This window comes from Paenibacillus tyrphae, from assembly GCF_027925525.1.
Classification (GTDB): domain Bacteria; phylum Bacillota; class Bacilli; order Paenibacillales; family NBRC-103111; genus Paenibacillus_G; species Paenibacillus_G tyrfis_B.
The window spans coordinates 263297-285292 of sequence record NZ_BSDJ01000007.1 but is presented as its reverse complement, the minus strand read 5'-3'; the positions used below and the strand labels follow the sequence as shown (position 1 = coordinate 285292).

At 55.5% G+C, this 21996-nt stretch carries 22 protein-coding genes and 1 other annotated feature; of the genes, 15 read left to right on the top strand and 7 right to left on the bottom strand.

Annotation, left to right across the window (positions count from 1 at the left end; translation table 11 throughout):
• Nucleotides 1–155 precede the first annotated feature (155 nt).
• Entirely contained in the window at nucleotides 156–1637 is a 1482-nt protein-coding gene (rlmD, locus tag QMG93_RS11305) for a 23S rRNA (uracil(1939)-C(5))-methyltransferase RlmD (protein WP_281936360.1), read from the bottom strand.
• A 169-nt stretch (nucleotides 1638–1806) separates the two neighbouring features.
• Here rlmD and QMG93_RS11300 point away from each other — a divergent pair, with 169 nt between their 5' ends.
• From QMG93_RS11300 to QMG93_RS11285, 4 genes are all read left to right on the top strand, one after another.
• The gene (locus tag QMG93_RS11300; protein WP_281936391.1) at nucleotides 1807–2757 is read left to right on the top strand and encodes an ABC transporter ATP-binding protein; all 951 of its coding nucleotides are present in this window, start codon (nucleotides 1807–1809) and stop codon (nucleotides 2755–2757) included.
• Nucleotides 2754–3851, top strand: a complete 1098-nt coding sequence (locus tag QMG93_RS11295; RefSeq protein WP_281936359.1) for an ABC transporter permease — start codon at nucleotides 2754–2756, stop codon at nucleotides 3849–3851. Before QMG93_RS11300 ends, QMG93_RS11295 begins: the two co-directional genes overlap by 4 nt.
• A gap of 229 nt (nucleotides 3852–4080) precedes the next feature.
• Nucleotides 4081–4308: a hypothetical protein gene (locus QMG93_RS11290; RefSeq protein WP_216798354.1), complete on the top strand. Its 228-nt coding sequence runs from the start codon at nucleotides 4081–4083 to the stop codon at nucleotides 4306–4308.
• Between the two features lie 119 nt (nucleotides 4309–4427).
• The gene (locus QMG93_RS11285; protein ID WP_281936357.1) at nucleotides 4428–6197 is read left to right on the top strand and encodes a B12-binding domain-containing radical SAM protein; all 1770 of its coding nucleotides are present in this window, start codon (nucleotides 4428–4430) and stop codon (nucleotides 6195–6197) included.
• An 82-nt stretch (nucleotides 6198–6279) separates the two neighbouring features.
• Here QMG93_RS11285 and QMG93_RS11280 read toward each other — a convergent pair whose 3' ends face one another.
• The 3 genes from QMG93_RS11280 to QMG93_RS11270 form a co-directional block, all read right to left on the bottom strand.
• Nucleotides 6280–7245 (bottom strand): type I phosphomannose isomerase catalytic subunit, encoded by a 966-nt coding sequence (locus QMG93_RS11280; RefSeq protein WP_281936355.1) that lies wholly within the window; start codon nucleotides 7243–7245, stop codon nucleotides 6280–6282.
• A gap of 135 nt (nucleotides 7246–7380) precedes the next feature.
• Nucleotides 7381–7953 (bottom strand): class I SAM-dependent methyltransferase, encoded by a 573-nt coding sequence (locus tag QMG93_RS11275; protein ID WP_281936354.1) that lies wholly within the window; start codon nucleotides 7951–7953, stop codon nucleotides 7381–7383.
• 381 nt (nucleotides 7954–8334) lie between these two features.
• On the bottom strand, nucleotides 8335–8484 hold the full coding sequence (locus QMG93_RS11270) for a hypothetical protein (protein ID WP_281936353.1): 150 nt from the start codon (nucleotides 8482–8484) through the stop codon (nucleotides 8335–8337).
• A gap of 157 nt (nucleotides 8485–8641) precedes the next feature.
• Here QMG93_RS11270 and QMG93_RS11265 point away from each other — a divergent pair, with 157 nt between their 5' ends.
• A complete protein-coding gene (locus QMG93_RS11265) occupies nucleotides 8642–9085 on the top strand; it encodes a hypothetical protein (protein ID WP_281936351.1) in 444 nt (147 codons plus the stop codon).
• Here QMG93_RS11265 and QMG93_RS11260 read toward each other — a convergent pair.
• Nucleotides 8991–9971 (bottom strand): TIGR01212 family radical SAM protein, encoded by a 981-nt coding sequence (locus QMG93_RS11260; RefSeq protein ID WP_281936349.1) that lies wholly within the window; start codon nucleotides 9969–9971, stop codon nucleotides 8991–8993. The two genes, QMG93_RS11265 and QMG93_RS11260, sit on opposite strands and share 95 nt — an antisense overlap.
• A 229-nt stretch (nucleotides 9972–10200) precedes the next feature.
• Between QMG93_RS11260 and QMG93_RS11255 the strand changes: the two genes are divergently transcribed.
• Both QMG93_RS11255 and trmB read left to right on the top strand, forming a co-directional pair.
• Complete coding sequence (locus QMG93_RS11255) at nucleotides 10201–10704, top strand: WGxxGxxG-CTERM domain-containing protein (RefSeq protein ID WP_281936347.1); 504 nt, start codon at nucleotides 10201–10203, stop codon at nucleotides 10702–10704.
• 139 nt (nucleotides 10705–10843) lie between these two features.
• Nucleotides 10844–11584: a tRNA (guanosine(46)-N7)-methyltransferase TrmB gene (gene trmB, locus QMG93_RS11250; protein ID WP_281936345.1), complete on the top strand. Its 741-nt coding sequence runs from the start codon at nucleotides 10844–10846 to the stop codon at nucleotides 11582–11584.
• A 56-nt stretch (nucleotides 11585–11640) separates the two neighbouring features.
• Here trmB and QMG93_RS11245 read toward each other — a convergent pair whose 3' ends face one another.
• Nucleotides 11641–12759, bottom strand: coding sequence for an MGDG synthase family glycosyltransferase (locus tag QMG93_RS11245; protein ID WP_281936343.1), 1119 nt, complete (start codon nucleotides 12757–12759; stop codon nucleotides 11641–11643).
• 58 nt (nucleotides 12760–12817) lie between these two features.
• A complete protein-coding gene (locus tag QMG93_RS11240; RefSeq protein ID WP_010499535.1) occupies nucleotides 12818–13345 on the bottom strand; it encodes a phosphatase PAP2 family protein in 528 nt (175 codons plus the stop codon).
• Between the two features lie 402 nt (nucleotides 13346–13747).
• Here QMG93_RS11240 and QMG93_RS11235 point away from each other — a divergent pair, with 402 nt between their 5' ends.
• The 8 genes from QMG93_RS11235 (at nucleotide 13748) to QMG93_RS11200 (ending at nucleotide 21994) form a co-directional block, all read left to right on the top strand.
• The gene (locus tag QMG93_RS11235; RefSeq protein ID WP_281936340.1) at nucleotides 13748–14920 is read left to right on the top strand and encodes a glycosyltransferase family 4 protein; all 1173 of its coding nucleotides are present in this window, start codon (nucleotides 13748–13750) and stop codon (nucleotides 14918–14920) included.
• Nucleotides 14921–15225: 305 nt separating this feature from the next.
• Nucleotides 15226–16461 carry a glycosyltransferase family 2 protein gene (locus QMG93_RS11230; protein WP_163859759.1) on the top strand — a complete coding sequence of 412 codons (1236 nt, stop codon included), beginning with the start codon at nucleotides 15226–15228 and terminating at the stop codon, nucleotides 16459–16461.
• Nucleotides 16462–16526: 65 nt separating this feature from the next.
• Nucleotides 16527–16684: a sequence feature (ribosomal protein L20 leader region), on the top strand.
• Nucleotides 16685–16722: 38 nt separating this feature from the next.
• A complete protein-coding gene (gene infC / locus QMG93_RS11225) occupies nucleotides 16723–17223 on the top strand; it encodes a translation initiation factor IF-3 (protein WP_281936336.1) in 501 nt (166 codons plus the stop codon).
• 28 nt (nucleotides 17224–17251) lie between these two features.
• Nucleotides 17252–17452 carry a 50S ribosomal protein L35 gene (gene rpmI, locus QMG93_RS11220; RefSeq protein ID WP_025849277.1) on the top strand — a complete coding sequence of 67 codons (201 nt, stop codon included), beginning with the start codon at nucleotides 17252–17254 and terminating at the stop codon, nucleotides 17450–17452.
• 52 nt (nucleotides 17453–17504) lie between these two features.
• The gene (rplT, locus tag QMG93_RS11215) at nucleotides 17505–17864 is read left to right on the top strand and encodes a 50S ribosomal protein L20 (RefSeq protein WP_025849278.1); all 360 of its coding nucleotides are present in this window, start codon (nucleotides 17505–17507) and stop codon (nucleotides 17862–17864) included.
• Nucleotides 17865–18098: 234 nt separating this feature from the next.
• Nucleotides 18099–19406, top strand: a complete 1308-nt coding sequence (locus QMG93_RS11210) for a sugar phosphate nucleotidyltransferase (RefSeq protein WP_281936332.1) — start codon at nucleotides 18099–18101, stop codon at nucleotides 19404–19406.
• Nucleotides 19407–19418: 12 nt separating this feature from the next.
• Nucleotides 19419–19649 (top strand): hypothetical protein, encoded by a 231-nt coding sequence (locus tag QMG93_RS11205; RefSeq protein ID WP_281936330.1) that lies wholly within the window; start codon nucleotides 19419–19421, stop codon nucleotides 19647–19649.
• Complete coding sequence (locus tag QMG93_RS11200) at nucleotides 19628–21994, top strand: glycosyltransferase family 2 protein (protein WP_281936328.1); 2367 nt, start codon at nucleotides 19628–19630, stop codon at nucleotides 21992–21994. The genes QMG93_RS11205 and QMG93_RS11200 overlap by 22 nt, the downstream gene beginning before the upstream one ends.
• Nucleotides 21995–21996 lie beyond the last annotated feature (2 nt).

Genomic DNA, 21996 nt, shown 5'->3' with positions numbered 1-21996 from the left:
TCATCCCTTGTACATCAATGCTCCCCGTCCCGATATATCCTTACCACGCACTCCACGTGCCTTGTGCATGAAAGGAATATATATTCCCGCACTCGACCCCTGCTTAATTTATTGTATGCGGGAACATACTGTCATTGATCTCCATCCGATCTATGTCAATGCTCCCCGTCCCGATATATCCTTACCACGCACTCCACATGCGCTGTCTGCGGGAACATGTCCACCGGCTGGATCCAGTCCAGCCGATAGCCTTGCCCAAGCAGTACCTGGCAGTCCTTTGCCAGGGTGGACGGATTGCACGACACGTAGACGAGTCGTGCCGGCTTCGCCTCGGCGAGTGCGAGCAGCAGCGGGCGCTCGCAGCCGGTGCGCGGCGGGTCGACCACGACGACGTCGGGGCGGATGCCGCGCTGCACCCATTCGGGCAGCAGCTGCTCGGCGCGCCCGACGAAGAAGCGGGCGTTCGCGGCGCCGCTCGCCCGGGCATTGTCCCGGGCGTCGTCGACCGCCTCGGGGATAAGCTCGATGCCGCGCACCTCGCGGGCGTGCGGGGCGAGCCAGAGCCCAATCGTGCCGGTGCCGCAGTAGGCGTCGACGACAAGCTCTTCGCCGGTCAGCGCGGACGCTTCACGGACCGCGTCGTACAGCTTCACCGTTTGCTCCGGGTTCAACTGGAAGAAGGCGCGCGGGGAGAGGGAGAAGCGGACGTCGCCGAGTGTCTCGTCCAGCCGCTCCTTGCCCCACAGCACCGTCGTTTTCGCGCCGAAAATGAGCGGAGAAGCTTCTCGATTCAAATTTTGCGCGATAGTCGTCACCTGCGGCAGCTCGTCGCGGATGCGGCGGACGAGCCGTTCGCGGTCCGGAATGCGGTCCGCCGCGGTGATGAGCGTGAGCTGGATCTCCCCGGTTTGCCGGCCTACCCGGGCTACGATGGTTCGGACGACGCCTTGGCGGGTCCGCTCGTTGTAGACGGGGATGTCCAGCTCGCCAAGCAGCTTGGCGACCGTCTCCGTGACCCGGTTGATCGCCGGATCGTGTATCGCGCAGCCGGTAATGTCCACGAGCTTATGCGTGCCGGGGGAGTACAAGCCCGCAACGACCTGCTCGCCTGCGCGGCCGAGCTGCAGCTGCGCCTTGTTCCGGTAGCTCCAAGGGTTGTCCATGCCGAGAATCGGCCGGATCGGGGCCGTTTCCATGCCTGCATAGCGTCGGAACGCTTCCCGTACTAACTCCTCCTTGGCACGCAGCTGAGCCTCGTACGTCATATGCTGAAGCTGGCAGCCCCCGCAGCTGTCGTAGACGGGACAGGGCGGCTTTTGACGGTGCGGCGAAGCCTTTTCCACTTCCACTAGCTTGGCCGTGATATAGCTCGGTTCGACCTTCGTCACCGTCGCTTTGACGACTTCCTCCGGCAGCGTTCCGTCGATGAAAACCGCTTTGCGCTTGTAATAGCCGACGCCTTCGCCGTTAATGCCAATCCGCTTGATCGTGACCACGATCCGGTCGCCGGCTCTCAGATCCTCTGCCGTCGCGGGCCGGCTTGCCGCAGGCTTCTTCCCGCCAGGCTTACGCGCGGCTTCCGGTCTTTTTCCCTGCGGACGCGAAGAATCGCGGTTCTTTTCCCATTCAGAGCTCATTGCCGTTCTCTCCGTTTCTTGTCAAATCGATGTTCTTACTATACCATGACCGGGCCGGATTGGCGAAACGGGCTCCGTGCATAAGATTAGGCATCTCCGTCGGCCGAATGGTATACTCTAGCTGTAGCTTTTTCCAACAACGCCCCCAAAGGAGCTGAAGATGTTGCCGATGGCGGAAACGATGATTAAGGCGGACGGTTTAGTTAAACGGTACGGGGATTTTACGGCCGTAAAAGGTGTCCATTTCGAAGTATATCAAGGCGAGGTATTCGGGCTGCTCGGACCGAACGGCGCAGGCAAGACGACCACAATGGAAATGATCGAGGGGCTCCGTCGGCCGGATGGAGGGCATGCGATTGTGGCAGGCTTCGATACCCGGACGCAGCTGAATCGAGTCAAGCAGGTGATCGGCGTCCAACTGCAATCCACCTCGCTGTTCGATCTGTTGAAAGTACACGAGATCGTCCGCATGTACGCCAGCTTTTACCCGAGCTCCGTCCCGATCGAGCCGCTGCTGGAAGATATGATTTTGCAGGAAAAACGCAACGACCGCGTCAAAAACCTCTCCGGCGGGCAAAAGCAGCGTCTGGCGATTGCGCTGGCGCTTGTGAACGATCCGCAGGTGGTCTTTTTGGACGAGCCGACGACAGGTCTGGACCCGCAGGCCAGGCGGATGCTGTGGGACATCGTGCTAAGGCTCAAGGAACGCGGCAAAACGATCGTGCTCAGCACGCATTACATGGAAGAGGCGCATACTTTGTGCGACCGTATCTGCTTAATGGACAGCGGGCAGGTGATCGCGCTCGATACGCCCCGGAATCTGGTCCGCAACCTGCAGTCCGACAGCGCCATTGAATTCCGGCTGGAAGGCGCTGACGCTTGGAGCGAGGAGCGACAGACGGCTGTAACGGAAGCGCTAGGGGAAGTAAGCGAGGTGAAGCAGGTGGATCAGCGTAAAGACATTTTCGTGCTGTATACCGACCATCTGCAAACCTCGCTCGTCGATCTGATCGGCCGGGCGGAAGCGCAGGGATGGCGAGTGCAGGAGCTGCAGACCCGGACGGCCACGCTGGAGGACGTCTTCATCCACATGACGGGAAGGAGCTTGAGGGAAGCATGAACGCTTACATTCATCTGACACTTGCCCAGCTGCGGCTGTTCGCCCGCAACCGGCAGGTGCTGTTCTGGACGCTGCTTTTTCCGATCTTCTTCATGGTCATGCTGGGCTCGTTTCTCGGCAAGGGCAATCCGGTCTCCGTCTCCGGGGCCATCGTCGATGAGGACCGGACGGCCGCTTCCGAAGCGCTGGTGAAGGCGCTGCAGGACAACCCGATCCTGCGGCTGAACGCGGCCTCCGAATTAAATCCCGAGCTGGAGACGCTGAAACGCGGTGATTACCAGCTTGTGCTCGTCATTCCGAAGGGCTATGAGGAACAAACGAAGCCGGGGAGCACGGGGGCAGCCGCTGCGATCAAAGTGTATTACGACGAAACGAATGCCGCCACCTCGCAAATCGGGCTGCAGGTACTGGCTCCGGTCGTCGACGGAATCGACAAAAAGCTGTCGGGCTACACGCCGAAAATTACGATCCGGCCGGAAGGCGTGCAGTCGCTGAAGCTCAGCTATATCGACTTCCTGGTGCCGGGCATCGTCGCCATGATGATTATGTCCAACAACCTGAACGGGGTGGCGGGGCAGATCGCTTCGTGGCGGGAGCGGGGCATCCTGCGGCGGATGCAGAGCACGACGCTGAAAGCTTCGACGTTTATCGCGTCGCAGATTACGGCGCGGCTGCTGCTCAACGGCTTGCAGGCCGTCATTGTGCTGGTCGTCGGTTCGGTCTTTTTCGGCACGCAGGTGAACGGCTCCTGGCTGCTGCTGCTCGGCTTCATCGTGCTCGGGACACTGGCATTCATGTCGATCGGTTTTATCATAGCCGGTCTGGCCAAAACGCCGGAGAGCGCCGGGCCGATCGCCGGTTTCATCTCGTTTCCGATGCTGTTCCTGGGCGGTGTCTTCTTCCCGATCAAGAATATGCCGGAGTTCCTTCAGCCGATCGTCAAGCTGCTGCCGATTTCCCATTTGACGACAGCGCTGCGTCAGGTGATGAACGTAGGAGCGGGACTTTCCGTCGTCTGGACGGAAGCGGCGCTTCTAGGCGGCTGGCTCCTCGTCGCGTTTATCGTGGCAAGCTTTACGTTCCGGTGGGAATAAGCCGGCTGGGACTCCTGTCCAGGCCGCTGCTTTACAGACGACACCGGCCCTTCCGCTCGAAAATTCCACATTTTTTTCTTAAAAATGGGAAATACTATGCTCATCATGCTGCATATATAGAGAAAAGGAGAATTTTAACCTTTTGTTTATATTCTCCTAATGTTGTCTTAATGTTTACCGGGTAACATGAAGACAATAATATTCGATGCGAAGGGACGATTTTTAGATCATGATTTTGTACCAATTGGCCAAGAGACTGGCGGAGCGCAATCGATTGCAGGACAATATCGAGCGTTCCGAGGGCAATATCGAAGCATTGGTAACGCAAAAGGAGCAGGTGGAGGAGCAGTTGTTGACCCAGGCCAACATGTGGAAGGAAGAGGGGCAGGACGAATTTATGCTTGCTGCGCTGGCCCCTGAGCCGGACAGCCTGCCTGTACAAGAGTCTTTGTATTAGTTTTGGGAAAATGGGACGTCACGTTCCATTTTCTTTTTTTTGTGTTCGGTTTCGTTTCGCGGTAGAATAGGGATACTGTTCAATACGAAAATGGATAAGTAAAGAGGTACGGAATTCCCATGAAAACTATTGTCTTATCGACGTTAAACGCCAAATATATTCACACTTCGCTCGCACTCCGGTATTTGAAGGCGTTCAGCCAGCACGATTTTCCCGGCATCCAGATTGCCGAATACACGATCAAGGACCCGGCGATGAACATCGTATCCGACATTTATCAGCGCAAACCAGACGTTGTTGGATTTTCCTGTTATATCTGGAACATCGAAGAAACGATCGTCGTAGTCAGCATGCTCAAGAAGATCATGCCCGAGCTGATCGTCGTTTTGGGCGGTCCGGAGGTTTCCTACGATACGGAGTATTGGATGAACCGGCTGCCGCAAGTCAATTTCATCGTCGTCGGGGAAGGGGAGGAGACACTCCATCACCTGCTGACGGAGCTTGAAGGAGACCGCGCTCTATACAGCGTCTTCGGCCTCGCCTACCGCAACAAAGAGGGACGGGTCGTCATCAACCCGCCGCGGCCGAAGTTGGCCTTGGACGATATTCCGACGCCGCATCGCTTTGCGGAAGATGTCCCGAGCCTGGCGAACCGGGTTGTGTATTTCGAGACAAGCCGCGGCTGTCCGTTCAGCTGTCAATTTTGTCTGTCTTCCATCGAGGTAGGCGTGCGTTATTTTGATTTGGAGCGGACCAAGAGCGACCTGCTTTATCTGATCCGATCCGGAGCGAAGCTGATCAAGTTCGTGGACCGGACATTTAACATTAAGCGCGATTACGCCATGGAAATGTTCGAATTTCTAATCCAAAACCACAGCGGCTGCGTGTTCCAGTTCGAGATTACGGCGGACATTATGCGGCCGGAAGTGCTCGATTATTTGGCGGAGAACGCGCCGCCCGGCATATTCCGTTTCGAAATCGGGGTGCAGTCGACGAACGATCTGACCAACAGCCTCGTCAAGCGCCGCCAAAACTTCGCCAAGCTGACCCGTACGGTGACGAAGGTGAAGGAAAGCGGCAAAATCGACCAGCATCTCGATCTGATTGCCGGACTGCCTGAGGAAGACTACAACTCGTTCCGGAAGACGTTCAACGACGTCTTCGCCCTAGGTCCTGAGGAATTGCAGCTCGGGTTTCTGAAAATGCTTCGCGGCACCGGGATGCGCCACGATGCGGAAAAATACGGTTACCTCTACATGGACCATGCGCCGTATGAAATTCTCGGCAACAAGATTTTGCCGTTCTCGGATTTGGTACGGATCAAGAGGGTGGAGGACGTGCTGGAAAAATACTGGAACGCCCATCGGATGGACCATACGGTCCGGTATTTGATCGAGCGCGAATTTACATCGGCCTTCGACTTCTTCCAAGAGTTCGGCGATTATTGGGAGGAGCGGGGCTGGCAAAAAATCGGACACCAGCTTGAGGATTTGTTCACCCGGCTTCATGCGTTCCTGAAGCATCGCGGCACGGCCAAGCTTGACGTCATCGAAGGCTTGATGAAGCTGGATTATTTCCTGAACCACAAGTATAAGCCGCGCAAAATTTGGTGGGACTTCACCTTGGACAAGCCCCGGCAGTCCGATTATTTGCGGCTGCTTGCCGAGCAGCCTGAGTCGGTATCCGTCTCGTTCGCCGCACTGGGCATCGGGGAGAAGGAGCTGCATAAGCATGTCATGATCGAAAAGCTGCCGTTCCGGCTGGACCGTTACTTGCAGAGCGGAGAGCTGGACCGGACAAGCGAGCAACTGCTCATCGTATACTTCCCGCCGGACGCTTCGGCCAAGCCGCAGCCGTTTACGCTGGCGCTGGAGCCGACGAGCGCCTGAAGGTATAGGCTATAATGAAAGAACACCCCGTCTTTGAAAGAAAAAAAGACGAGGTGTTCTTTGTTTTTATGTCCGCTAAGGTCTACGGCAGGTAGCTGCGCAGGACCGTCATGCTGCCCTCAAGCGAATAGCTGCCAAGGCTGGCCGGCAACAGGTAACATTCGCCCGGTTTCACGTTCAGCTCGCCGTCGGCCCAACGAATCGAGCCCGTGCCTTCGCAGATGATGTGGATCACGAAGCTTTCCGCCGACGTTTGCAGCGGCCAATTACCTTCGACGCGGCCTTTTTCCGTCACGAAGAACGGGGAGCGGGCCAGAGTCAACCATTCGCCGGAGGCGTTCAAGTTCGTTTTCATATACGTAGCGCCCGAATTTTCGTAGGCGATGACGTTCAAGGAATCTTCAATGTGCAGCTCGCGCGGCTTGCCGTCCAGACCGAGACGGTCGTAATCGTACAGCCGGTAAGTGCTGTCCGAATTTTGTTGAATTTCGGCGACCAGCACGCCGGCTCCGAGCGCATGCACGGTGCCTGCGGGAATGTAGAACGAATCGCCTGCTTCGGCGGTAACTTCGTTCAAGCAGTCCAAGATGCGGTTCTGCTCGATAGCTTCAGCCAACTGCTCGCGGGTAACGCCGTCTTTCAACCCGTAGATGATTTTGGCGCCCGGCTTGGCGTCCAGAATGTACCACATTTCGGTTTTGCCTAACTCGCCTTGCGGCAGACGCTCGTAATGATCGTTCGGGTGCACTTGCACGGACAGGTCGTCCTGGCAGTCCAGCAGCTTGATGAGCAGCGGGAACCGGCCGTTTTTCTCCGAAAAGCCCTTACTGCCGAAAAACTCGCTCCCGTATTGCTCGCGGATTTGATCGAGTCCCATGCCGGCCAACTCGCCGTTCGCGACGGTAGTTGTTCCATTCGGGTGATCGCCGATCATCCATCCTTCGCCGATCTTACCTTCCGGCAGTTCGAGTCCGAACTGTTCGAGCGCACGTCCGCCCCATACTCTTTCTTTAAATTCGGGCTTGCATTGCAACGGATACGGCTTCATTACTCTCCACTTCCTTATCCTTTGTCGGTCGGGTTTACCGGAGCAAACCCGGCCTTTCATTTTTTCTATTTTGCATTATATCAATCCGCCCCGCGTTTTGCTATAGCTAAAAGCACTGAAAGCGGGGGCGCGGCACTATCTCTTCTCAATGGCGATAAGATAGGGCGGGTGGTTGATCTGATTCATAAAACGATACTGCAGCGTCTGAAAATGCTTTTGCGGCAAAGCGGCAGCCCAACGCTCGACCTCGGCCGCTTCCTCCAAGCCTCCCCGATGGCCGGTGTACAGTACGATCGTAATAATGCCGCCGCGTCGAATAAGCCGGGCGGAAGCTTCCAAGGCAGCCAGCGTCGACGCCGGCTCGGTCACGGTTTCGTGATCGGCTCCGGGCAAATAGCCAAGGTTGAACATGACGGCCCCGATGCGGCCGTGGTTTTCTTCGGAGATGGTGTCCAGCAGCGATGCATGGCTGCGCAGGTGAAGCCGGACGTCGCGGCCGGGACATTCCTGTTCAAGACGCAAGGCCGTGCGGTCCAGCGCCTGCTGCTGGATGTCAAAGGAGTGCACGGTCCCGGAAGGCCCGACAAGCCGGGCCAGAAACGCCGTATCGACTCCGCCGCCGGCCGTACCGTCGACAACGGTTTCTCCCGGCTGCACCCGTTCTTCTATTAATTTATGTGCAAAGCTGAGTATAGAAATAAAGCCCAAAGGAGCGATTCCTCCTGTTATGGATAATGAAAAATGCTAAGCTGCTTGTCGTTGTTCTACCGGATATGAAAAGCATAGATGAGAGATACCTAACTTTGGATGTTCAGGTCCAATAAAGGAACAGCAATGCGCTATAAGTCTCGTTTCAAGCCAAATTTGATGAATAAAGGAACTATGGTGCCTTAATACGACAAAAACAAGATACGCAACCCACATTCGACACGAATAACTCACTAGAGTTCCTCTATTGAATTAGGCCGCTTCAACCATGGTGCTATAACGCACTGGAAATGTCTTATTCGTCAGGTACAAAGGTTTGAAGCTATGAGCTATGTAAGTAAGCTCTCTTGAAGCATGTCCGAACCCGGCTTCGCCGTGCTCCTAATTGCTTGCCCGTCCCGGCGGCGCCAGATCTCCAGCGCCTGCCGGGCTCGTCGGCGTCTGAAACCCTGGCTTCGCCACGGCCGAGCCTGACGCCTCCGGCTCCGAGCTCGCCTTCGGCGGCTCGATCGGCCCCACCGGCGGCGTCACCGCCTTGCCGCCTTCCGGCTCCGCTCCCCCCTGCTTCGCGGGGGGTGGCAGCTTCGCCGGCGGCAGCGCTGGCGCGCTCGGCGCCTTCGGCGCCACCGGCTGCTTCGCAGCCGTATCCGGCTTCGCCGGGAGGCGCTCCGCGCCCGCCTGCGGCGCCGTGCCGCCCGCTGGCGGCGTCGGCGCTTCGCTGCCTGCGGCTTCGCTGCCGCCCCCGGCTTCGCCGCTGCCTGCGCCGCCCGGGACGGCGGAGCCGACCGCCCCGCCGGGTGCGTTCGCCTCCGCCTTCGGCGGCGGTACCTTCGCCCCGTCCTCCGTCGGGGCGGGGGCCACATTGACCGGCGGCGTCGGCGTCGCCGGATCGTCCGTGCAGCCGGCCGCGAGATATGCCGCGGCCCCGAGCATGAAGCAAACGACTCTCCGTTTGCCGTTCATCGTTCCTCACTCCTCCCGCGGGCCGCCGGGTGCCGTGCGGTCTTACCGGTCCCCGAGCCTGGCGCCTCCCCGGTTCAGGCTAATCCCGAACCGGAACCTTGTGCGCCGTGCGGCCACTTTTTTCCTTGCCACGTATCGCGTCTGCGCAGCTCTTCGTCGAAGGCGTTGAGTACCTCCCACTTTTTCAAGCTCCACATCGGTCCGATCAACAAATCCCGGGGCGCGTCCCCGGTCAGCCGGTGAACGATCATTTCCGGCGGCAGAAATTCCAACGTATCGACAACGAGCGACACGTACTCATCTTTTTCCAGAAACCGCAGCAGACCGGCCTCATACTGCTTCACCATCGGCGTTTTGCGCATCAAGTGGAGCAGATGGATCTTAATCCCCTGCACGTCCATCCGTGCGACGGCTCGGCCGGTTTCCAGCATCATCTCGTGCGTTTCCTGGGGCAGGCCGTAAATGATATGCGCGCAGACCCGGATGCCTCTGGCCCGAAGCTTCGCGACCGCATCCAGGTAACACTGCGTATCGTGCGCCCGGTTGATGAGCTCTGACGTCCGTTCGTGAATCGTCTGCAGGCCCATTTCGACCCACAAGTATGTGCGTTCGTTCAGCTCGGCCAAATAGTCGACGACATCGTCCGGCAAACAATCCGGCCTCGTGGCAATCGACAAGCCGACCACGCCGGGCTGCTGCAAAATCGCTTCATAATATTCGCGCAACTCCTCCACCGGAGCGTACGTATTGGTATAAGCTTGGAAATAGCCGATATACTGCGCTTCCGGCCATTTTTGATGCTGCAAATCGCGGATTTTGTTGAACTGTGTTACCAGATCGTCCCGGCGGCTTCCGGCAAAATCACCGGAGCCCCGTGCGCTGCAAAACGTGCAGCCTCCGGCAGCTATTGTCCCGTCGCGGTTCGGACAAGTGAATCCGGCGTCGAGCATGACTTTGAATACTTTGCCTCCGAACTGCTGCCGCATTTCGTAGTTCCATGTATGAAAACGTTTATCGCCCCATAGTGGCGGTCGGATGATTTCAGCTTGCTTCATCAGGCGAAACTCCTTTTATAAAAAATCGATAAAGCTCGAATAGACTCGAATCGGCTCTTTCGCAGAGCATTACAATATATATTGTACCGAAAAATGGCCTCAAAAGCGAACTTAGTCCTTGACAAAACCCTCCTGCCGGAGAACGGGATAAGAAAACAACGCGTGGCCTATGCTAAGGTTGCAAGGCGTTAAAAACCAATCCAGCTTGAGAAGGGAGAATTATCATACCATGAACAAGTTCGGGAAAACGGTGCTTGCGCTCGCTCTAACGGCTGCTATTGGTACGGGGGGGCAAGCCTATGCGGAAACGGTGGCCACGGGAACCGGGACTTCGTCTACGTATGGGACCACTTCGACCTATGGAACCACAGGCACGGGTACAACAACGGGCACAGGTACGACGACAGGCACAACAGGTACAACAACAGGCACGACAACAGGGACTACAGGCACTACGACGGGTACGACGACAGGAGCGACTACTGGTGCAGCAACGGGTACGACAACAGGAACTAATTATAACTACAACATGCTGGACCGGATGAATACGTACACCGGTACGACCGATCGTACGGGGTACGGATACGGCGGCAATTATAACACCTACTCGTACCGTAATGCTGCGGCGAACACGAACACTGGCTCAAACTGGGGCTGGCTTGGTCTGCTAGGCTTGCTCGGGTTGGCTGGTCTGCGCAGCCGAAATCGTGACGAAGGCGAGTTCCGCAAGTAACGTTTTTAACCAGTCTCCTGACCGGTCCCTCCGCCCTTACGGCACGGGCCGGTCTTTTCATTCCCGGTCTTCTGGAGTATAATCGATCAAGACGAAAACGCGCGGTACGATGCGCAAGCGGTTGGAGGAAGGTTGATCTATGCGGTTAAGAGGACGTAAAGGAATCAGGGAAGCGCTGGAGGCGCAGCCGGAGCTGGTCGTGCTGGAGCCGGAGCCGTACAAGGGCCGGTGGGCCGAGCTGTTCGGTAACGACCGTCCTATCCATGTGGAGCTAGGGATGGGCAAGGGGCGGTTTATTAGCGAGCTGAGCGCCCTCAATCCGCACATCAATTACATAGGCGTCGACATGTACGACGAGCTTGTCCGCCGGGCCGGAGAGAAGGCGCATGCTTCCCGCGAGGAGCATGGCGGCGACTTGTCCAATCTGCGGCTCGCGCGCTTTAACATCGAGCTGATCGAAAATATTTTCGCCGCAGGCGAGCTGGAACGCATTTATTTGAACTTCAGCGATCCTTGGCCGAAAAAAAGACATGCGCGCCGCAGGCTGACCCATGCGAACTTTGTTCATAAATATCAGTCGATTTTGAATCAGCGGGGAGAAATTCATTTCAAAACGGATTCCCGTTCGCTGTTTGAGTTTTCACTTAACTCGTTTGCCGATTTGGGGCTTCGTATGCGCAACATTTCGCTCGATCTTCATGCGGAAGAAGCGCGGACCGATTTGATCATGACGGAATACGAAACGAAGTTCTACAAGCAGGGGATGCCGATTTTCCGATTGGAGGCCGTGATTGGGCAAGAAGCGCTGGCCGCGCATCAGAAACAGCTGTCCGAACGGCAGGAGCCCGAGACAGACGCGGAAGACGCGGCGGAAGAATAGAAATCGTCAAAAAAGCCTTGTGCGCTCATTGAAGAGCCACAAGGCTTTTGCCTTTTTTAGCGTGCCAGTACTTCCATAATCGCTTGGGGGCACTGGGCGGGATTGTATGCGCCCTCTTTTCGCACCAGTCCGGCACGGGCTTGGCGCATCTCGAACACCTTGTCGGTTAGAAGCCGGAACCAATGATCTATGGTCTCTGCCGATTTGATCGGCTCTCCCAAGCCGTGCTGTGTGAAGTACTGCAGGTTTTCCTCTTCCTGTCCCGGGATCGGCTTGTAGAACAGCATCGGAATTCCTTTGGCAAGCCCTTCCGTGCAGGTCATGCCTCCCGGTTTCGTGATGAGGAGGTCGGAGACGTCCATCCATTTGTCGATTTCTTTGGTGAACCCGAGCAGACGGATGTTCGGATGCCGGAAACGCTCGTCCTCGGCCAGCTCCGCCAGCGCTTTCTCGTTGTTTCCGAGACAGACGACAAGCTGGATCCGGTCGCGCCAAGTGGTCAGATGCTGCAGGAATCCTTCGTCCTTCACCAGTCCCCAGCCGCCGCCCATAACGAGCACCGTAGGCAGGGACGACAGGCCGAAGCGGCTGCGAAGCTCTTCCCGGTTGTGCTGCTCCCAGAAGTTCGGATGAATCGGAATGCCCGTCACCTTTACCGTTTCGGACGGAATGCCGCGGCTGAGCAGCTTTTCTTTGACGTCCGGGGTCGACACCAGATACGTGTTCACTTCAGGGCTAACCCAGGTGCCATGGGCGTCGTAATCGGTGATTACGGTGCACAGCGGCACGTTCAAGCCGGAACGCTTCAAACGGGAGATCACCGCACTCGGAAACGGATGCGTGCATACGATCGTATCCGGACGCAGCTGATGGATGACCTCGGCGGCCTGCGCATAAAAGATGCGATGGAGTGCAAGCTGGGTAAAACGGTTTAACGATTTTTTGTATTGGGAACGATACATCAGCCCATAAAGCTTGGGTTGAGTCGACACGGTCTTGCGGTAAGCGGTAAGAATCCATGGAGCCAGCGTCGGATGCAGAAACGTGCCGAGCTCAAGTACGCGAGTCTGGACTTCGGGCGAGAGCATGCGAAGACTGTCGGACAGAGCGTGAGCCGCTTGCGTGTGACCGGCGCCGAAGCCTTCGGATAATAACAAGACCCTCTTTTTACGCATAGGCGCTTCACCCAACCTTGTACCAAATGGAATTTACACAAAATTAACATTAATGCTTTTAGCCCAAAATTGCAACGGCCGACAGGGCCGTTACGGTTCCGATCAGCAGCCCGGCCAAACAGTCGGACGGGTAGTGGAGTCCTAGATATATACGCGACAGACCGACGAGAGATGCAATAGGAAGCAAAATAATAGCGATCCACGAATGAACAAGCATGAGCGGCACGGTTACGGAGAATACGGCCGTCGTATGACCGGACGGGAACGAATGGTCCGTTAACGGTTTTTTGCATGTGTGCGTGCCCTTCAGCACGAGATAAGGCCGGAGCCGCGGATATTTCTTCTTAATGATCGCGACGGGCACATGGCTAACCGCCAGAGCGATACAGCTCTCGATGCCGGCTATTCTCCATACTCCCTCCGTAAACAGAGCGACGCAGAGCGCAATGATAATCATAGCCGTAGCGCCCCCCAAATGGGTGATCGCATTAAAAAAGTAATCCAGCGCAGAGTGCTGAATACGTTGGTTCACGAAGAAAAACATCCGGTGCTCATGCTTTTGCAGCCACGAAACGACACGGCTCAAGGGAACAACGCCTCCTTGCAGTGTGGGATAAGCTGTCTGGCCAGCTCATATATAAGTGTAGGGGGCAAATGTTATAGGAATATAAAAACAATATAAAAGGTAAATTTAATCTTCCATTGATGCTGCGCTAACATTGCCTCGTTACAATCACTTTTGACGACGGCCGTTCGGCTTCCCCTTCAACGATGAAATAATTTTTGAAAAATGTGCTAAAGCGAAGGTTGCATTCCATGCTCTGAAAAAGCTTCGTTTTCATACAACTAAACGCTTCCGGTACCGGTTTGGTTTCAAAAGAGACCTGTTTTGTGCGCTCGTACAGGCCGATGCTTCCGATGTCAGTTTTGTCTCCATCAACTTTTTTTTCATAGTTGCTGTTTCAACAAAGCTCTGAGGAGGTTAAACATGAGAGTAGCCCTATTTACGGATACGTTCGTACCGGACGTGAACGGGGTAGCGAAGACGCTCGGCAGGTGGGTTAAGTTTCTTGAAGCGCGCGGAGTGGCTTGCAAAGTGTTTGCGCCGCATAGTCAATCGGCAGCCGAATCCGATCAGTGGATGATAGAAAGATTTGGCAGCATCCCCTTCTTATTGTATCCGGAGTGCCGTATGGCTATCCCTAATCCGGTCAACCTGGCCAAGTCGCTGAAGGCGTTTGCTCCCGACCTGATTCATGTCGCCACGCCGTTTAATTTGGGTTGGATCGGGCTTCAGTATGCCAAGCGCCATCAGGTGCCGGTCGTAGCCTCGTACCATACCCACTTCGATCAATATCTTGCTTATTACAAGCTGCAATGGATGGAGCCGCTGCTGTGGAAATACATGCTGTGGTTTCATCAGGATTGCCGCAAAATTTATGTTCCGTCCCGTTCGACGCTTCGGCATTTGCAGGAAAAAGGACTGAAATCGCTGGAAATTTGGTCCCGCGGCGTGGAAGTAAACCGGTTTCACCCGTTTGTCAACCGGGAAGAAGTGCTGCGGACTTGCAACCTTTCCCCGTCCACATTCGTTATATTATATGTCGGGAGGTTGGCTCCCGAGAAAAGCGTCGATGTTCTTCTTCGCGCATTCGATTCGCTTCCGGGCGAGGTGCGCAGCAGGTCGCACTTGATCGTGACCGGGGACGGGCCTCTGCTGCGGCCCATGCAGGAGCTGCTTGCGGGCAGGGAAGACGTGACTTTTACGGGCTTCCGGCAAGGAAAGGAACTGAGCGACTTGTACGCCGCTGCGGATGCCTTTGTGTTTCCGTCGGCGACGGAAACGTTCGGCAATGTCGTGCTGGAAGCGATGGCTTGCGGGACGCCGGTTGTCGGGGCGGATGCCGGAGGCGTCGGGGAATCGATCGTGCACGAAGAAACCGGACTGCTCTGCAGAACGGGGAACGTGCCGGATTTCGCCGAAGCGATGCTCCGGTTGTATGAGGATCGCGGGCTGGGCGCAAGGCTCGGTCAAGCCGGACGGGCTTACAGCTTGCGGCAGTCGTGGGATGCGATTTTCCACGGGCTGTACCAGAGCTATTTCCAAGTCGTGCGCGAAGCCGGGACAATGCGGCCGAAGGAAGCCGTCTTTTCCAAATGACCGCTTTTCCGTGTGTGTTTTCAGAAAGTTTTTTCCAGCTGGCGCTTATAAAAAGTTTGAAAATCGATGAAAATAAGACGTAAAAAGATGGATAGCAAAGAGTCTTGCCGGAATTCCTGCCGTATTTCCCGGAAAAACAAAGATCCGGCCGCAGGCAGCGTCTTGTCGGTTTTGACAAATCGGACCAAAGAGAGGAAAATCATATTCGGCGACCCTCGTAATCTAATCCACACCATCGAAAAAATTTTTGAAGGCGCTAAGAGAAACAGACATAAGGGGTACATACAAAAAAAGGGGGATGTTTCATGTTGGACAGTATTCTGTTAGGCCTCCAGATTGTTTTGGCTATGATTGGAGCCTACCAGCTGGTTCTGACGTTTTTCGGTTGGTACCGCCGCAAAAATCAAATTGATCATGCGCCTCAAAAAACGTTTGCCGTTCTAGTAGCGGCTCACAATGAGGAGCAGGTTGTCGGGGCGCTTATCGAGAACTTGAAGAATCTTGACTATCCGAAAGAACTATATGATATATTCGTGATTTGCGATAACTGCACCGACAATACGGCTCAGATCGCCCGCGACATGGGCGTGCACGCCTGCGAACGCAACAATCCGAAGCTGAGAGGCAAAGGCTACGCGATCGAGTGGATGCTCAAAGAGCTGTGGAAAATGCCGCGCGAGTACGATGCCGTCGTCATGTTCGACGCCGACAACCTTGTCAGCACGGATTACCTGACGCATATGAACAATGACTTGTGCAACGGTTCCAAGGTTATTCAGGCTTATCTGGATACGAAGAATCCGCACGATTCCTGGATCACTGCCGCTTACGCGGTAACCTACTGGTACTGTAACCGTCTTTGGCAGCTGCCGCGGACCAACCTTGGTCTGGCCAACTATTTGGGCGGCACGGGAATGTGCTTCGAATCGAACCTGCTGAAGGAAATCGGCTGGGGGGCGACAAGCCTCGTCGAGGACCTGGAGTTTACGATGCGCTGCGTGATGCGCGGCGTCAACCCGACGTTCAACTATTACGCGAGAGTGTATGACGAGAAGCCGCTCACGTTCAAAGCTTCGGCGCGCCAGCGGCTCCGCTGGATGCAGGGCCATTTCAACGTGGCCAGACGCTACTTCTTCCCGCTGTTGTGGAAAGGGATCAAGGAAGGCAGCTGGGCGAAGATCGACACGGCCGTTTATGCGCTCAACGTTTACAACCTGTTCATCGGTTCGATCGTTACCGTGGTGCTGTGGGTCGATATGACGCTTCCGGGCGTTCCGAACTTTAGTTCCTTGTTCCAGATTGCGCCGAGCTTCTTTGCGATCTTCTCGGTGTTAACCTACGCCCAGTTTGTGATCGCGCTGATTTTGGAGAAAGCGCCTTGGAAATCGTATAAGTACTTGATTACGTTCCCGCTCTTCCTACTGTCCTGGTGGCCGATCACGTTCTACGCGTTCTTCACGCAAAACAACAAGCAGTGGAGCCATACCGAGCATACCCGCGTCATCCGGCTTGAGGATATGCAGAGCAAGCAGGCCAGCTAGCGCAAGCCGCTAAAAAATCAGAATTCGCTGTTGACTATAGTCAATGGCAATGGTATATTAATTTAGTGCGAAAGAAGAAGCGCCCGCTTCTCACCTGTCCGACCTTGGTTGGCTGGTTATGACTGAGAGTGACTTTGTTTGATTGATCCGTTTTCGAACGGACCAGTCACCATTGGACCTAAAACCAAACGTGGGCGTTTAACGCCCACGTATTTTTTTTGTAAAATCTTTTGGAGGTGGCAGGTTATCAGTACAGAGCACATGATTAACGATGAAATTCGGGCGAGAGAAGTTCGTTTGATTGATGCGAACGGAGAACAGCTCGGCATCAAGCCGATCCGCGAAGCGCTGCAAATTGCGCTTGATCAGAATCTGGACTTGGTGAACGTGGCGCCTACGGCGAAACCGCCGGTTTGCCGGATTATGGACTACGGTAAATTCCGCTACGAAACGCAGAAGAAAGAGAAAGAAGCCCGTAAGAATCAAAAGATTGTCGAGCTGAAAGAAATTCGTCTGAGCGCGACGATTGACGAGCACGATTTTCAAACGAAACTGCGCAACGTTGTGAAATTCCTGAACGATGGCGATAAAGTAAAGCTGTCCGTCCGTTTTCGCGGCCGAGAGATCGCTCATGCCGACATCGGTCAACGCGTTCTGGAGCGCATGGCAGCCGAAGTGGAAGAGCTGTGCATCATTGAGCGCAGGCCGAAGCTGGAAGGCCGGAGCATGATCATGATCTTGGCGCCGAAGCAGCAACAGTAAATTCTCATTCTTTAAGGAGGAACACCCCATGCCAAAAATGAAAACTCACAGCAGCTTGAAAGACCGCTTCAAAATTACAGGTACCGGTAAAGTAAAACGCTACAAAGCGTATAAAAACCACCTGCTGTCCGGCAAATCCGCTCGCCAAAAACGCGTTCTGGGCACGAATCCGGTTATGCATCCGGGCGATGTAAGACGCCTGAAGCAACAGCTCGCTAACATTAAGTAATCCCGTTCGTCTCGAATTCGCATACTTACAACATTTCTGGAGGTAGATTGTCATGGCAAGAGTGAAGGGCGGATTTATCCGTACGCGTCGTCGTAAAAAAATATTGAAACTTGCTAAAGGTTACTTTGGCTCGAAACATAGACTGTTTAAAACGGCAAAAGAGCAAGTGATGAAATCCTTGCTTTACGCATACCGCGACCGCCGTCAGAAAAAACGCGATTTCCGCAAACTGTGGATCGTGCGGATCAATGCGGCAGCGCGTCAAAACGGTCTTTCCTACAGCAAGCTTATGCACGGCCTGAAACTGGCTGGCGTAGAAGTAAACCGCAAAATGCTGGCGGATCTCGCCGTTAACGATATCAATGCGTTCAACTCTTTGGCAGAAACTGCTAAGCAAAAAGTGAATGCATAAGGCACGGTTTTCAACCGGGTCTGCCTAGTACACCCCTTGTAACGATGCGTACAACCGTATCCTTGCAAGGGGTGTTTGTTTGATATTAACGCAAGGCTAACAAATGAATCGGTTTTTATGAAATTTTGACTTCCGGCTAATATTTGCTAAATAAAATTTTAAAACGATTATGCTATTATACTAGTATTCTTAAAACACGAAACGAATTGTTTCGCACGGAAAACAGGTGAACGGATGAACATTATTTTGCTGTCCGGAGGTTCGGGAACGAGGCTGTGGCCGCTGTCGACGGAGCGGCGCTCCAAGCAATTCATACGATTGTTTCATGACGAAACGGGGCGCCCAGTCTCCATGCTGCAGCAGGTATGGAAGAGGCTCGGCAGCAGAGGGCTTCACCAATCGGCCGTTATCGCCACTTCCGCCAACCAGCGGGAGACGATTCTGAAGCAGCTCGGATGCGAAGCGGATCTGGTGCTGGAGCCGGAGAAGCGCGATACGTTTGCGGCCATCTTGCTTTCGGTTGCTTACCTGTGCTCGCATCGCGGCGTATCCCGCGACGAGCCGGTCATCGTTATGCCTGTAGACGGACGGACGGAGGATTCGTTCTACGACAGGCTGCTGCAACTGCCCGAGACGTTGACAAGCTCCGGAGCAAACCTGGCTTTGATGGGTGTCCGGCCTGATTTTCCGTCGCAGAAATACGGATATATGGTCCCGGAGGGGGACGGCGGAGCCAATGCTGTGTTGGCGATCCGCGCTTTTCACGAGAAGCCTTCGAAGTCGGACGCCGTTCGTTATATCGAACAAGGCGCGCTTTGGAACTGCGGCGTGTTCTGTTTCCGCGCGGGGTATTTATTGGACCGGCTGAAAGCTGTGGGGCTTCCGGAAGCGTATGAGGAGCTGCTTCTGGCGTATGACCGCATCGAGAGCCGAAGCTTCGACTATGCCGTCGTGGAACGGGAGGAGCGGATTGCGGCGCTTGCATACGAAGGACCGTGGAAGGACCTCGGCACGTGGTGCGCGCTTACGGAGGAAATGAATCGGCCTCTGATCGGTCCCGGATATATTGGGGAGGAATGTGACAACGTTCACGTAGTGAACGAGCTTGAGGTGCCGGCGATTGTACTTGGCTTATCCGATGTCGTCGTCGCGGCAAGCCCCGAGGGCATTTTGGTGACGCATAAGGAAAGCAGCTCTCGCTTGAAGGAAGCGCTCGATCGCATGGGGCGGGAGAGGAACAGCGATAAAAAGGCGTCCTCCGAGCGGACGGTGGATAGCTCCGCTTTCCCGGACGGGACCGCGGTAACGACGCGCCGCATTCATCTGGAAGCGGGAGAGGAGCTCGTCACCGCCCCGTCTGCCGATGTGCGGCGTATCGTCTCATGGACCGTTCTGCACGGCAGGTGCCGTCTGTTCCAAAACGACCGGGAGCTGCCGGCAGCCGTCGGAAGAAGCATTGTGCTCGGAGAGGAAGATAGCGCCAGGCTGAAAGCGCTGGACCCGCTTGATCTGATCGAGATTATTACGGAATGTCATGCATAAGGGGAGAGATTCGTGAGAGTAGACAAGGCTTTGTTCGGTTATAACGCCGATCAGGTACACCGGTACGTCTCCTCGCTTGAAGCGGAGCTGAAGCTTCTAGAGGAACGGCAGCAAGAGGAAAGCGCAGCATATGAACGGACGGAAACGGAGCTATTGGACGAAATCGCCGACTTAGAGCAGGGATTGACCGAATTGGAGCGAATGGAAGCGGGTCTGAGGAAATGGATTCAAAGAAACGGGTAAAGAGAAAGCCGTTCGGGCGCACGCTGTTTGGGCTCCGCAAGAGCGTGACCGACCGGTTCGTCGACGAGCTGGAAGCACAGGTCCGGGAAAAGGAAGAACAGCTGATTCGGGAGCGCAGCCGGAGGCAGGAGCGGATCGGCGAGCTGCAAGCACGGGCGCAGGAGCTGAAGGCTCAGATCGAGAGCAAGGATCGTACGGTGCAGCAGCTTATTGCAGCGAAGATGGAGCTTATGGAACGGCCCGGCTTCGAGCCGAAGCTGGACGATGAACCCGTGGACAAGCCCAGACTGCGTCTTGGCGACCGGCTGGTAGCCGAGGGGCTGTTGACCCCCGAGCAGCTCGAAACGGCGATGGAGCGGCAGCGGAAGTTCGGCGGTCGCTTGGGCGATATTCTCGTGGAGCTCGGCTTCACTCCGCGGGAGACCATTGCGCCTATTCTGCATCAGCAAGGAAACAAGGGGCGACTTGGCGACATGCTGGTCGAAACCGGCGCCATTACGAAAGAACAGCTGGACAGGGCGCTCGAGTTTCAACGCAAGAGCGGCGGGCTGCTCGGCGATATTTTGATGTCGATGCGCTTCATCGAGCCGGAGAAGCTGTACCGTCACATCGCTACGCAATACAATCTCGGACGAATCGGCTCGGAATATATGTTCGAGGAAGTGAACAAGCTGCCAGAGGCGATGGCCCGACAGTACGATGCCGTCGTCATTCACCAAGACGCGAACCGCTATTTGGTAGCCGTCGGCCATCCGCTGACGGACGAAGCGGTCGTTGCAATTGAGAACATGCTAGGCATGCCGGTGCAGCAGGTACTGGCGACAAGAGAAGAAATGGAATATTTCTGGAAGGAAGCGTACCAGTCCGAGCTGCTGCGTGAGAGCACCCAGAAGCTGGCGAACGAGCAGCCGCAAAACTCCGCACACATCACGTTTACGAAGCCGCAGCTGACGGTCATCGGCATCTGCACGTTCCTTGTCCTGCTCAGCTTGGGGCTCGATTGGCTGCATACGCTGATCGTCATCAACATAGCCGTACAGCTGTTTTATTTTGCAATGACGCTGTTCAAATTCATGATCATTATGTACGGAACCCGCGATTTTGCGCAAATCCGCTTCAAGCAGGAAGAGATTGATGCCATCGACGAGCGGACACTGCCCGTCTACACGATTCTCGTTCCGATGTACAAGGAGAGCGAGGTCATCCCGCACCTGCTGCACAATATCGAGCAGCTCGATTACCCGAAGGCGAAGCTGGATGTGCGGCTCCTGATCGAGCAGGACGATATCGAGGCGCAGGAGATTTTGCAGGGCATGAAGCTGCCGCCGTATTACACGACGATCGTGGTGCCGCACAGCTTGCCGAAGACGAAGCCTAAAGCCTGCAACTACGGGTTGATCCGCGCGCGTGGCGAGTATGTCGTCATCTACGATGCCGAGGATCGGCCAGATCCTGATCAGCTCAAAAAGGTGCACGCCGCTTTCATGAGAAGCCCGGAGAATACGGCATGCATTCAAGCCAAGCTCAATTATTTCAACAGCGATCAGAATCTGCTGACCCGCTGGTTTACGCACGAATACAGCATGTGGTTCGAGCTGCTGCTGCCCGGCGTGATGCAGCTTAATATTCCGATTCCACTTGGCGGGACGTCGAACCATTTTAAAATGTCGGTGCTCAAAGAGATCAACGCCTGGGACCCGTACAACGTGACGGAGGACGCGGACCTTGGCATCCGGCTGTACAAATCGGGCTACAGCACGGCGATCGTCGATTCCCGGACGTGGGAAGAGGCCAACAGCCGCGTCGGCAACTGGATCCGGCAGCGTTCCCGCTGGATCAAGGGATATATGCAGACGTGGCTTGTCCATATGCGCAACCCGGTACGGCTGTGGCGGGAGCTCGGGCCGAAAGGATTTTTGGGCTTTCAGGTGATGGTGCTCGCCACTCCGATGCTGCCGCTGCTTAATCCGTTTTACTGGATTATGCTGGTGCTGTGGTATGGCTGGAAACTCGCCTGGATTCCGCAATTTTTCCCCGGCATTATTTATTATTTGGCGGCGGCGGAGTTTCTGATCGGCAATTTCCTGTTCGTCTTCAGCAACGTTGCGGGAGTGTACTGGATCATTCACGATCTTGAGAAGCGCGGAGACCGCACGTTCTCCTACGGACTCGTCAAATACGCGCTGTTGACTCCGATCTATTGGGTGCTGATGAGCATTGCAGCCGTTAAAGCGGCTTGGCAGCTGATTACGAAGCCGTTTTATTGGGAAAAAACGACGCACGGTCTGGCGAAGCAAAACCATCCGGCTGCCCCGGGCGGCGGCGTGTCGCAGGGAGGTGGCTGACG

Coding starts and splice junctions, on each gene's coding strand:
- rlmD (WP_281936360.1), bottom strand. CDS start 1,637: ATGAGCTCTGAATGGGAAAAGAACCGCGATTCTTCGCGTCCGCAGGGA.
- QMG93_RS11300 (WP_281936391.1), top strand. CDS start 1,807: ATGGCGGAAACGATGATTAAGGCGGACGGTTTAGTTAAACGGTACGGG.
- QMG93_RS11295 (WP_281936359.1), top strand. CDS start 2,754: ATGAACGCTTACATTCATCTGACACTTGCCCAGCTGCGGCTGTTCGCC.
- QMG93_RS11290 (WP_216798354.1), top strand. CDS start 4,081: ATGATTTTGTACCAATTGGCCAAGAGACTGGCGGAGCGCAATCGATTG.
- QMG93_RS11285 (WP_281936357.1), top strand. CDS start 4,428: ATGAAAACTATTGTCTTATCGACGTTAAACGCCAAATATATTCACACT.
- QMG93_RS11280 (WP_281936355.1), bottom strand. CDS start 7,245: ATGAAGCCGTATCCGTTGCAATGCAAGCCCGAATTTAAAGAAAGAGTA.
- QMG93_RS11260 (WP_281936349.1), bottom strand. CDS start 9,971: ATGAAGCAAGCTGAAATCATCCGACCGCCACTATGGGGCGATAAACGT.
- QMG93_RS11255 (WP_281936347.1), top strand. CDS start 10,201: ATGAACAAGTTCGGGAAAACGGTGCTTGCGCTCGCTCTAACGGCTGCT.
- trmB (WP_281936345.1), top strand. CDS start 10,844: ATGCGGTTAAGAGGACGTAAAGGAATCAGGGAAGCGCTGGAGGCGCAG.
- QMG93_RS11245 (WP_281936343.1), bottom strand. CDS start 12,759: ATGCGTAAAAAGAGGGTCTTGTTATTATCCGAAGGCTTCGGCGCCGGT.
- QMG93_RS11235 (WP_281936340.1), top strand. CDS start 13,748: ATGAGAGTAGCCCTATTTACGGATACGTTCGTACCGGACGTGAACGGG.
- QMG93_RS11230 (WP_163859759.1), top strand. CDS start 15,226: ATGTTGGACAGTATTCTGTTAGGCCTCCAGATTGTTTTGGCTATGATT.
- infC (WP_281936336.1), top strand. CDS start 16,723: ATGATTAACGATGAAATTCGGGCGAGAGAAGTTCGTTTGATTGATGCG.
- rpmI (WP_025849277.1), top strand. CDS start 17,252: ATGCCAAAAATGAAAACTCACAGCAGCTTGAAAGACCGCTTCAAAATT.
- rplT (WP_025849278.1), top strand. CDS start 17,505: ATGGCAAGAGTGAAGGGCGGATTTATCCGTACGCGTCGTCGTAAAAAA.
- QMG93_RS11210 (WP_281936332.1), top strand. CDS start 18,099: ATGAACATTATTTTGCTGTCCGGAGGTTCGGGAACGAGGCTGTGGCCG.
- QMG93_RS11200 (WP_281936328.1), top strand. CDS start 19,628: ATGGATTCAAAGAAACGGGTAAAGAGAAAGCCGTTCGGGCGCACGCTG.